General features: G+C 68.6%; 10 protein-coding genes. 2 read left to right on the forward strand and 8 right to left on the reverse strand.

Annotated elements, in window-relative coordinates; all coding sequences use genetic code 11:
- Positions 1-31: 31 nt before the first annotated feature.
- Positions 32-1093: a BMP family ABC transporter substrate-binding protein gene (locus KVY00_RS12920; protein ID WP_223043287.1), complete on the reverse strand. Its 1062-nt coding sequence runs from the start codon at positions 1091-1093 to the stop codon at positions 32-34.
- Between the two features lie 65 nt (positions 1094-1158).
- Complete coding sequence (mtnA, locus tag KVY00_RS12925; protein ID WP_223043288.1) at positions 1159-2202, reverse strand: S-methyl-5-thioribose-1-phosphate isomerase; 1044 nt, start codon at positions 2200-2202, stop codon at positions 1159-1161.
- Between the two features lie 278 nt (positions 2203-2480).
- Here mtnA and KVY00_RS12930 point away from each other — a divergent pair, with 278 nt between their 5' ends.
- Complete coding sequence (locus KVY00_RS12930; protein WP_223045317.1) at positions 2481-3836, forward strand: PhoH family protein; 1356 nt, start codon at positions 2481-2483, stop codon at positions 3834-3836.
- 1 nt (position 3837) lies between these two features.
- On the opposite strand, the gene KVY00_RS12935 is transcribed toward KVY00_RS12930, so the two are convergent.
- Positions 3838-4605, reverse strand: a complete 768-nt coding sequence (locus KVY00_RS12935; protein WP_255572642.1) for an SGNH/GDSL hydrolase family protein — start codon at positions 4603-4605, stop codon at positions 3838-3840.
- A gap of 166 nt (positions 4606-4771) precedes the next feature.
- Between KVY00_RS12935 and KVY00_RS12940 the strand changes: the two genes are divergently transcribed.
- Positions 4772-6373 (forward strand): asparagine synthase-related protein, encoded by a 1602-nt coding sequence (locus KVY00_RS12940; RefSeq protein ID WP_223043289.1) that lies wholly within the window; start codon positions 4772-4774, stop codon positions 6371-6373.
- 44 nt (positions 6374-6417) lie between these two features.
- On the opposite strand, the gene KVY00_RS12945 is transcribed toward KVY00_RS12940, so the two are convergent.
- From KVY00_RS12945 to KVY00_RS12965, 5 genes are all read right to left on the reverse strand, one after another.
- Positions 6418-7350 carry an ABC transporter substrate-binding protein gene (locus tag KVY00_RS12945; RefSeq protein WP_255572643.1) on the reverse strand — a complete coding sequence of 311 codons (933 nt, stop codon included), beginning with the start codon at positions 7348-7350 and terminating at the stop codon, positions 6418-6420.
- Positions 7351-7476: 126 nt separating this feature from the next.
- Positions 7477-8409, reverse strand: coding sequence for a glycine betaine ABC transporter substrate-binding protein (locus tag KVY00_RS12950; protein WP_255572644.1), 933 nt, complete (start codon positions 8407-8409; stop codon positions 7477-7479).
- A 97-nt stretch (positions 8410-8506) separates the two neighbouring features.
- Positions 8507-9292: an ABC transporter permease gene (locus KVY00_RS12955; RefSeq protein ID WP_223043291.1), complete on the reverse strand. Its 786-nt coding sequence runs from the start codon at positions 9290-9292 to the stop codon at positions 8507-8509.
- Complete coding sequence (locus KVY00_RS12960) at positions 9289-10554, reverse strand: betaine/proline/choline family ABC transporter ATP-binding protein (RefSeq protein ID WP_223043292.1); 1266 nt, start codon at positions 10552-10554, stop codon at positions 9289-9291. The genes KVY00_RS12955 and KVY00_RS12960 overlap by 4 nt, the downstream gene beginning before the upstream one ends.
- Positions 10551-11156: an ABC transporter permease gene (locus KVY00_RS12965; protein WP_255572645.1), complete on the reverse strand. Its 606-nt coding sequence runs from the start codon at positions 11154-11156 to the stop codon at positions 10551-10553. Before KVY00_RS12965 ends, KVY00_RS12960 begins: the two co-directional genes overlap by 4 nt.
- Positions 11157-11288 lie beyond the last annotated feature (132 nt).

The following is an 11288-nucleotide window of genomic DNA, read 5'->3' on the forward strand; positions in this document are numbered from 1 at the left end:
TCATCCTGCGCGAGCGCCGGATCCTTCGGGACTACGCGGTCGGGTCCTTGACCTCGACCTTGCCGCTCACGATGTCATCGCGAGCCTGCTCGACCTTCTCGAGAACGTCGGGGTTCTCCATGACGGTGCACTGCGAGTCGGCGGCATCCTCGGTGAGGCTGACGATGGTCATGCCCTCTTCCTTCAGGCCGAACGAGGTGGTCGCCTCGGCCGAGCCCTTGCCGTCCATGATCTCGCCGACGACGGTCTCGACGACCTTGTCGACCGCCTTGATGGTGCCGTCGACCACGAAGCCCGGCGCCATGGGGCACTGGTTGGCGTCGACGCCGTAGGCAGAGAAGCCCTTCTCGGCCGCGGCCTCCATGATGCCGCCGTTCGCCGCAGCGCCGACCGCGAAGACCTGATCGACGCCGGTGCCGGCGAAGGCGATCGCCTGCTCCTTGGCGCGGGCGGTGTCGGCGAACGGGTTGTCGCCGCCGATGACCTGCGGTGCGACCGTGTCGACATCGGGGTTGACGCTCTTCGCGCCCTCCGCGAAGCCGTCGGAGTACTTCGCGAGCAGCGGGATGTCGAGGGAGATGACCGAGCCGACCTTGTTCGCCTGGGTCAGGAGACCGGCCTCGACGCCGAGCAGGTAGGAGGGCTCCTGCTCGCGGAAGGTGGCCTGGTAGAGGTTCTCGGGGGCGCCCTCGACGAAGGTGTCGATGAGCACGAACTTCTGCTGCGGGTTCTGCTCGGCGAGCTCCACGGCGACGTCGCCGAACTGGAACCCGAGCATCACGATGACCTCGGGGGCCTCGGCGATCGCGGCCTCGAGGTTCGAGCGTCGCGTCGCGTCGTCCTTCGACTCGAAGGTCTTGGCGCTGCCCTCGAACTCCTCGGCCACGTTGTCGATGCCGACCTTGCCCGACTTGAGGAACTCATTCTGACCGATCGGGTCGCTCGTGATGTAGATGAACGAGGGGCCCTCGGCGCCGGCGTCGGCGCTGCCGCCGTCGGCGTTACCGCCGCCGGAGCAGGAGGTGAGCAGAAGCGCGGCCGATGCGGCTCCCGCGATCAGGGCCGCGCGAGCGCGACGCTTGGTGAAGAACATTGATGATCCTTTCGAATGGGTGGATGAGGCCGCGCCGGTGGGTGAGCCTCTCACAGCGATACAGCTTAGGCGCGCAGATCCTCGAGCGGGACACCGGTGAGGGTGTCGCCCCTCCCCGGCAGGATCACGCGACGCTCGGTCACGATGGCGGTGATGAGTTCGCGGGGCGTGACGTCGAAGGCGGGATTGACCGCGCCGATGCCCTCGGGGGCGGTGCGGGTGCCGCCGAATCCCGCGACCTCTGCGACGCCGCGATCCTCGATCTCGATGTCGGCGCCGCTCGCAGTCGACATGTCGATCGTCGATTCGGGCGCGACGACGATGAACGGCACACCGGCGTGCTGCGCCGCGAGCGCGAGCGAGAACGAGCCGATCTTGTTGGCGGTGTCGCCGTTCGCGGCGATCCGATCCGCCCCGATGAATACGGCGTCGGCGATGCCACGGGACAGCAGGAAGGGCCCCGCCGAGTCGATGAGCAGGCGGAACGGCGCCTCCATGCGCTGCAGCTCCCACGCGGTGAGGCGGGCTCCCTGCAGCAGCGGGCGCGTCTCGAGCGGGAACGCCTCTTCGAGCGAACCCTGCTCGAGGAGGGTCTGGATCACCCCGAGCGCGGTGCCGCGCTCGACCGTGGCGAGGCTGCCGGTGTTGCAGATGGTCATCACCCGCACGCGATCCTTGCCGGTGAGTTCGCGGGTCAGATCCGCGCCCCGCAGACCCATCGAGACGCAGGCGGCGATGTCCTCGTCGCGAATCGCGAGCGCCTCCTCGAGGATCGCCTCCGCGCCGTCTTCGAGACGAGTGAGCGCGCGATCCACACCCCACGAGAGGTTCACCGCGGTCGGCCTCGCCTCGCGCAGCAGCTTCGCCTGGCGACGCACCTCGTCGCGATCCAGTTCCGCGTCCCCGCACGCAGCGGCGACGCTCGCGGCGATGAGCGCGGTTCCCATCGCTCCGGCGACGCCGAGCGCCGGGGCGCCGCGAACCGCGAGCCGCTGGATATCGTCGATGAGCTCGGGGAGCTCGGTGACCCGCAGCACCTCGATGCGGTGCGGCAGCAGGGTCTGGTCGATCAGTTCGATGGCTCCGTCGACCCAGTCGATCGTTCGCAAGCGGTGCCCCCTATGTGCGTATGAATGGCTGCACTCCAGGATACCGTCACAGCTCCGCGGATGGGTTCACGAGTCGGTCACGAGGTGTTCACGGATGAACGCGCGTGTCACTGGCGGTTCCCCGGGTGGTCGGCGTAGCGTGTGAAGCGTCGGGCAGGGTGCCCGACCGAGGGAGGCCCGCCGGCACCGCTCGGAGTGTCGACCTCGCTGAAACGGGGCAGCCGCCCCGGAGCAGAGGAGCCATCGTGGCCGAATTCCAGCACCCCGCAACCGCCCGGCTGACTCAGACGGGGGACGAGCAGGCGCAGCCATCCGGCGCGCACGACGATCTCGCGGCCGCGAGGCAAGCGCAGCGCAGCTACGTGCTCGACACCTCGGTGCTGCTGAGCGATCCGTCGGCGCTCTTCCGCTTCGCCGAGCACTCCGTCGTGCTACCCGTGGTGGTCGTCATCGAACTCGAGAAGAAGCGCCACGATCCCGAGCTCGGCTACTTCGCACGCCGCGCGCTGCGCATCCTCGATGAACTGCGGGAGAAGCACCTGCGCCTCGACTTCCCGGTGCCCGTCGGCGAGGCCGGCGGCACGCTGCGCGTCGAGCTCAACCACTCCAGCGTCGACGGTCTGCCGAGCGGCATGCGCCTGGGCGACAACGACACCCGCATCCTCGCGGTCGCTCAGAACCTCGCGAGCGAGGGGCTCGAGGTCACGGTCGTCTCGAAGGATCTGCCGATGCGCCTCAAGGCCGCAGCCCTCGGGCTCGGCTCGGAGGAGTACCGCGCCGAGCAGGCGCACGACGACGCCTACACGGGCACCGCAGCCGTCGACCTCGACGAGGAGCGGATGCGCGAGCTGTGGGACGAGGGACGCCTCGACGGGGTCGGCGAGGTCGAGGGGATTCCGCGCGGTACCGGTCTGGTGCTCACCTCGCCCCGCGGCTCGGCGCTCGGACGCATCGACGGGCCGGGCTCGCTGCGGCTCGTGCGCGGCGACCGGGAGGTGTTCGGGATCACCGGTCGCAGCGCCGAGCAGCGACTCGCGATCGACCTGCTGCTCGACCCCGGCTTCGGCATCGTCTCGCTCGGCGGCAACGCTGGTACGGGCAAGTCGGCGCTCGCGCTCGCCGCGGGGCTCGAAGCGGTGCTCGAGCGGCGGCAGCACCGCAAGATCATGGTGTTCAGGCCCCTGTACGCGGTCGGCGGGCAGGAGCTGGGCTATCTGCCGGGGGACCGCGAGGAGAAGATGGGGCCGTGGGCGCAGGCCGTCTTCGACACGCTCGGATCGATCGTCTCCGAGAACGTGCTCGACGAGGTGATCGCCCGTGACCTGATCGAGGTGCTGCCCCTCACCCACATCCGCGGACGCTCGCTGCACGACGCCTTCGTGATCGTCGACGAGGCGCAATCGCTCGAGCGGGGCGTGCTGCTCACGATGCTGTCGAGGATCGGCCAGAACTCGCGGGTGGTGCTCACGCACGATGTCGCGCAGCGCGACAACCTGAGGGTGGGGCGCTACGACGGCATCGCCGCGGTGATCGAGAAGCTCAAGGGGCACCCGCTCTTCGGCCACGTGACGCTCACCCGCTCCGAGCGGAGCGAGATCGCGGCGCTCGTCACAGAGCTGCTCGACACGCCCTGAGTCAGTGCCGACGCATCCACTGCTCGACGCGCGGCTCGACGAGCGGCCAGAACGCGTCGGCCCAGACCTCGTAGCCGCGATCGTTCGGGTGGAATGCGTCCTCGGCGAACTCGGTCAGGATCCCCCTGATGCCCCGCTCCCGGGTCGCCCGGTAGACGGGGGCGATCTCGTGCCCGCGCGGCTCGGCCACGGCGTGCAGGATCAGGTTCGCCTCCCGCACCGCACCCTCCCTCCAGGGGAGATGGAACGAGGGGATCTCCCCGACGATGGTGCGCTTCGGCAGCCCGTCGAGGATCCGGCTCAGATTGCGGTGGAAGGCCACTGGATCCCACGCGGCGATGTCGTTCGCGCCGATGGCCAGCGTCACGAGGTCGGGATGCTTTTTCAGGGGGTTCACGGTGCGCGGCAGCTGATCCCGGGCGCATAGGAAGCTCGTCGCACCCGACACTCCGAGGTTGGTGACGTGCACGGGTTCGCCGATCCTGGCCTCGATGCGGTCGGTGATCTGCCCGACATAGCTGCGGCCCGGACTGCTCGCGCCGATCCCCTGAGCCGTCGAATCGCCGATGGCGAGGTAGAAGAACCGCCCGGGCACCCTGCGGCGCTCCCGCCACCAGGCAGCCGTGACGGGCTGCATGTCGGAGAGCGCCCACATGGGCCGTTCGGCCCGCTCCAGCCACGCCTTGCGGCCGAGGCGACGGGCGAGCCAGGCCTGCGTCGACAACGAGATCGCCTGCAGGCCCTGCAGCGGGGGAACGCCTGGCATCATCCCTCCAGAGTAGCGGGAGCTCCCGTGCGCACGCGGATCCTGCCCGCGCGATAGTACGCCCCCGTATCGAGCGAGCCTCCGAGCACGCGCAGGATCTCTCCCTAGGGTGGGAGGCGAGACCGTGAACACCACAGAGATTGAAGCAACCGAGAGGGGTTGATCGATCATGTCGGCGATCGTCGCTGCACATGGACCATTCGACGGGCAATTGGGGCTGCGCATGCTGCAGCGCATGCGGCACCGGGGGAGCGACGGGCTCGGGCACCGCAGCGGCGAGGGCTGGTGGCTCGGCACGCAGCGGCTGGCCATCATGGATCCCGGGCCCGACGCGGAGCCGCTGACCGGGATCTCCGACGGCACCGGTGAGCTCTGGCTCGCCGGCGACGGTGAGATCTACAACCACCGTCGCATCCGGGAACGGCTGGGAACCTCGGCCCGCGGATCCGACTTCGAGGCGGTGCTGCAGCTCGTGCGCCGGCGCGGCGCTGCGGCCTTCGAGTCGCTCTGGGGCGCCTTCGCGCTCGTCGTCGCGGGCGACGGCATCGCCGGCGCCGACGAGCGCGACGAGCGCACGGGCAGAGGGGACGGGGCGAGCGTCGGCGAGAGCGCGGACACGGGCGGCTTCTTCGCCGTGACGCGGGATGTCTTCGGGATCGCGCCGCTGTACTGGGCGCAGCGCGACGGCACCGTGCTCTTCGCCTCAGAACTCAAGGCCTTCGACGATGACTGGCGCGGACTCGTCGAGCCGTTCCCGCCGGGCCACGTCTGGACGCCGCAGACCGGCCTCGTCGCGGGGCCCGAGCAGCCCAGCATGGGCCCGGTGCTGCTGAAGAGCCGGGATCCTCGCGAGGAGCCGCCCGCGTGGGTCTTCGCCGCGCTGCGCGAGACCCTCGTGCGCGCCGTCGAGCAGAGCCTCGACGCGAGCGCGCCCGTCGGCGTGCTGCTCTCAGGCGGCGTCGACTCGAGCATCGTCACGGCGATCGCCGCGAAGCTCATGCGCGAGCGAGGCAAGACACTGCCGAGCTTCGCGGTGGGCATGGAGGGGAGCCGCGATCTCGCCGCCGCGCGACTCGTCGCCGAGCACACCGGCACCGAGCACCACGAGCTCGTCTACACGGCGGAGGAGGCCATCGCCCTCGTGCCGCAGGTGGTCTCCGAACTCGAGTCCTTCGATCCGACGCTCGTGCACAGCGCGGTGCCCCACCACCTCGTCGCGGCGCTCGCCGCCGAGCGGGTGAAAGTGGTGCTCGCGGGGGAAGGAGCCGACGAACTGTTCGCCGGTTACAGCCACTTCGGGAGGCACGAGAGCGGCGACCGACTGCACGAGGAACTGCTCGAGACCATCGCCGGTATGCACATCGGTGGCCTGCAGCGCGTCGATCGCGTCGCGGCGGCGCACGGGATCGAACCGCGCATGCCCTTCCTCGACCTCGACTTCGTGGAGCTCGCGATGGCGCTGCCGCCGGAGTGGAAGCTGCTGCGAGACGAGCGCCCGGCCAAGTGGCTGCTGCGCCGCGCCTTCGACGGCTGGCTGCCCGACGAGGTGCTGTGGCGCCGCAAGGAGCAGTTCGGGCAGGGCACCGGCATGAACGTGGTGCTGCGCGAGCACTACGGGGCGAGCTGCTCCGAGGAGGATCTGGCGCGCGAGGGATCCCTGGTCGACCCGCCGTTGCGCACCAGGGAGGAACTCGCCTACTACCGGATGTTCGTGGCGGCGCTCACAGGGATCGACGCCGAGCGCAACGTCGGCCGCTTCGTAGAGGCCTGACGGGGCGAGGGCCGGGAGCGGATGCGCCCGGCCCCCACCGCCGATCAGTCGATGAAGCCCTGCTCCTGCAGCCACTCCTCGGCCACGTCGCGGGGATCCTCGCCGTCGTTGTCGACTCGCCCGTTGAGCGTCGCCATCACCTCGTTGGTGAGTTCCTCGCTCACCGGGGCGAGCAATTCGGCGATCGCGGGGTACTCGTCGAGGACGTCCTGGCGAAGCGTCACGGCTCCGGCGTATTCCACGAAGAACCCGCGGTCGTCTTCGAGGACCACGAGGTCGTTGGTGATGTTGCGCGCATCCGTCGTCGTGACCTCTCCGAAAGCGCACCCCTCGTTGATCTGTGTGTAGACGAGGTTGAGGTCGACCTCGACGAGCGGATCGAACTTCACGCCGTAAGCCTCTTCGAGGCCGGGGAGCCCGTCGTCGCGGTTGATGAACTCGCTTGCGGCGCAGATGCCCGCATCATCCGGGTTCTGCTGCATGTATTCGGCCATGTCCGAGAGCGTCGCGATGCCGTTCTCCTCGGCGAAGTCTCGACCTGTCGCGATGGCGTAGCTGTTCTCGAAGTTCGCCTGGTCGAGCCAGGCGACGCCGTTCGCGGCGTCCTCCTCCGCGACGGCGGCGAACAGGTCGTCCGGCACGTCTTCCGCCGTGTGACCGAAGTAGTTCACCCAGGCGGTGCCGGTGTACTCCCAGTAGAGGTCGATCTCGCCCGACACCAGGGCCTCGCGCACGGTGGCGCTGCCGGAGATGCCCGTCTGGTCCGTCACGTCGGCACCGGCGTTCTCGAGGACCTCGGCGGCGATGTAGCCGAGGACGATCGATTCGGTGAACTCCTTCGAACCGACCGTGATGGATGCGCCCGACAGCTCGCCCTCCCCGGATCCGCCGGTATCGCCGGAGCAGGCCGAGAGGCCGAGTGCGAGGGTCATGCCGCCCGCGATGAGTAGATTTCGTGCGGTCTTCCGAGTGTTCATCTTCTTCTCCCCTTCAGGTGATTGCGGTCGGATGATGACAGGTGCGTGACGTCCTCCTTTCATGCAGAAGGGCGTCGATCGAGTGCGGTGCACCCGATCGACGCCCTCAGCGCGATCTCATGGTTTTCAGCCGATGAAGCCCTGCTCCTGCAGCCACTCCTCGGCCACGTCGCGAGGATCCTCGCCGTCGTTGTCGACCTGGCCGTTGAGCTCGGTCATGACCTCGTTCGTGAGCGCCTCGCTGATCGGAGCCATGATCTCGGCGATGGCGGGGTACTCGTCGAGCGTCTCCTGGCGGAGCGAGACGAGGCCCGCGTACTCCACGAAGAACTTCTGGTCGTCCTCGAGCACGGTGAGATCGTTCGAGATGATGCGGGCGTCGGTCGAGAAGACCTCGCCGACGGTGCACGACTCGCCGACCTGCGTGTAGATGAGGTTGAGGTCGAGCTCCACGGGCGATCCGAAGTCGATGCCGTACGCCTCCTCGATACCGGGGAGCCCGTCGTCGCGGTTGATGAACTCGCTCGCGGCGCAGATCGTGGCGTCCTTCGGGTTCTCCGCGAGGTACTCCGAGAGGTCGGTCATCGAGGCGAGATCGTTCTTCTCCGCGAAGTCGCTCTTCACCGCGATGCGGTAGGAGTTCTCGAAGGGAGCGGGCTCGAGCCAGGCGATGCCGTTCGCCGCGTCGGCCTCGGCCACGGCGGCGTAGAGATCCTCCGGAAGATTCTCGGAGGTGTTGCCGAGGATGTTGATCCACGCGGTTCCGGTGTAATCCCAGTAGAGGTCGATCTCACCGCTCTCGAGGGCCTCGCGCACGGTCGCGCTGCCCGAGATGCCGGTCTGGTCGGTCACATCGGCGCCCGCGTTCTCGAGCGCGAGGATGGTGATCTGGCCGAGGATGTGCGACTCGGTGAACTCCTTCGAGCCGACGGTGAGCGAGGCGCCGTCGAGCTCGTCGCTCGCGGAGCCGCCGCCCGAGCCGCCGCTGCCACCGGAGCAGCCGGTGAGTGCGAGCGCGACTCCGAGGCCTGCGGCCGCGAGCGCGGTTGCCTTGCGCATTCTCTTCATGGTGTTCCCCTTTTAGTTGTTTCTTGGACTCGGTGGTGCTCGAGGTGATCGGGCGATGCGCGCCGCACCGGAGCGCGTCTGCTCGGACTCAGAGGCCGCGCGGCGTGAGCAGGTCTTCGATGATGCCCGAGATGTAGTCGACCGCGAGCGCGAGCACCGCGGTGATCACGGCACCCGTGATCTGCACGATCACGCGGTTGGTCGAGAGCCCCGCGACGATGATGTCGCCGAGACCGCCCGCGTTGATGTAGGTCGCGAGCGTCGCGGTGCCGACGTTGATGACGAGGGCCGTGCGCACACCGGCGAGGATCACGGGCACCGCGAGCGGGAGCTCGATCCGGCGCAGTACCGTGAGCCGCGACATGCCCATGCCGCGACCCGCCTCGAGCACCGAGCGGTCGACCTGCTCGAGGCCGACGATGGTGTTGAGCAGCACGGGCACGATCGCGTACAGCACGAGGCCGACGATCGCCGCCTCGAACCCGATGAACAGGAACGCGACCGCGAGCAGCACGAGGATCGCGATGGTCGGCACGGCCTGACCCAGCGTGAGCAGCGTGATCAGGTAGGGCCTGAACGAACGCGTGAAACGACGGCTGAGCAGCACGCCGAGCGGCACCGCGATGAGGAGCGTGAAGAACGTCGATACCGCGGCGAGCAGGATGTGCTGCCAGAGCGCGGAGGACAGCCGCGAGGGGGCGAGTGCGCGGGCCTCGATCGTGTCGAGATCCTGACTCGACACGTAGAGGAAGAGTGCGAGGCACACCGCCGCGAGCACGAGCGGCATCGTGAGATACCGCGTCCAGCTGCGGCGCTCCGGGCGCGGCGCGGCCGTCGCCGGGGCGAGATCGGGTGTCGCGATCGCGGTGCTCATCGCGCGCTCCGCGGTTCGGGATCGGAGGGCTGCGCGGGCTCGCCCGGGCGCACGGCCTCCAGGGAACCGCTCTGCAGATCCGAGCGGAGATCCTCGACCGCGGCGTTGCGCATCTCGCGGATCGCATCGTGGATCTGCTCGAAGTCGGCGACGCCCTGGTAGCGTCCCTCGTTATCGGTCACCGCGATCGCGCTGTAGCGCGCCGTGATGAGCTCATTGAGCACATCGGCGAGCGTGGCGCGCGGCGAGACGGTCTGCTCGGCCGAGACCCCGAGCCCCGCGACGGAGGCAGCTGTCGCGCGCCGCAGATCGCGGCCCGTGACCCAGCGGTGCGGGTGGCCGGCATCGTCGAGCACGAGCAGTGCGCTCTCAGGCACCGCGCGCAGCGTCTCGAGCGCCCGCTCGACGGGCGTGTCCTGCCCGATGGTGGGCCACTCGCGCAGTGAGATCTCCGAGACCCTGGTGAGGTTCAGACGCTTGAGCGATGCGCCGCGGCCCACGAAGTCGACCACGAAGTCGTTCGCCGGGGAGGTGAGGATCTGCTCGGGGGTGTCGTACTGGGCGATGCGCGACCCCTCTTGCAGGATCGCGATCCGGTCGCCGAGCTTGATCGCCTCGTCGATGTCGTGGGTGACGAACACGATCGTCTTGTGCATCTCGGCCTGGAGCCGCAGCAGCTCGTTCTGCAGGCGGTCGCGGGTGATCGGGTCGATCGCGCCGAAGGGCTCGTCCATGAGCAGCACATCGGGATCGGCGCCGAGCGCGCGGGCGACGCCGATGCGCTGCTGCTGACCGCCCGAGAGCTGCTTGGGGTAGCGATCCCGGTACTCCTCCGGCGGCATGCCCACCATGGTGAGTAGTTCGTCCACGCGGGCGCGGATCCGATCCTTCTTCCAGCCCAGCAGCCGCGGTACGGTCGCGATGTTGTCGCCGATCGTCATGTGCGGGAAGAGGCCGATCTGCTGGATCACATAGCCGATGCGGCGGCGCAGCTGATCCGGATCGCTCTTCGTGACGTCCTCGCCGTCGAGCAGGATCCTGCCCTCGGTCGGTTCGATGATGCGGTTGATCATCTTCATCGTGGTCGTCTTGCCGCAGCCCGAGGGGCCGACGAAGACGACGATCTCGCCGCGGCGGATGTCGAGATCCAGTCGCTGGACGGCGTCTCGCTGCTGACCCGGGTAGCGCTTGGTGATGCCCTCGAGACGGATCATCACATCGTCGCCGCCGCTCTGAGTGTTGTTCTCGGTGTTCTCGCTCATCGGATTCCTTTTGACGTTGTGAGGCGGCGCACGACGTAGAAGAGCACGTCGAACAGGATCGCGAGTACGACGACCCCGAGCGTTCCCGCCAGTACGAGGTTGACCGCGACGGGGGTGCCCACGCGGGCCAGACCGGTGAAGATGAACTCGCCGTAGCCGGGGCCGTTGACGATGGCGCCGATCGCGGCGATGCTCAGCAGCGTGAGCGTGGTCACGCGGATGCCCGTGATGATGACCGGCCACGCGAGCGGCAGTTCGATGCGGAACAGGCGCTGCCAGCGGTTCAGGCCGACGCCGCGAGCCGACTCGATGACGGCGGCGGGAACGCTCTGGAGACCCGCGACCGTGTTGCGGATGATCGGCATGAGGCCGTACATCGTGAGCGCCACGACCACCGGGCGCGGACCGAGCCCGAGCGGTCCGAGCAGCAGGATGAACAGCGCGAACGACGGGATCGTCAGCATGGCACCGGTGAGCGAGAGCACGAAGTTCCGAGCCCGCTCGTTGCGGTAGGTGGCGAAGCCGAGGGCGATCCCGATGACGGAAGCGAGGATTACCGACACCCCGACGACAGCGGCATGCCCGATGCCCATCTCGAGCATGTCGTCACTGCGCTTGACGAGGAATTCGACGAAATCGATCGCATACTCCTATGGCTATATCGGACGTGGTTCGCATGCGGCTGCGTTCCGGCAGCCGCTTCCCAGAATAGGAGAAACAGCCGGAGTAGTCAC

The organism is Leucobacter tenebrionis (assembly GCF_019884725.1).
Taxonomy (GTDB): domain Bacteria; phylum Actinomycetota; class Actinomycetes; order Actinomycetales; family Microbacteriaceae; genus Leucobacter; species Leucobacter tenebrionis.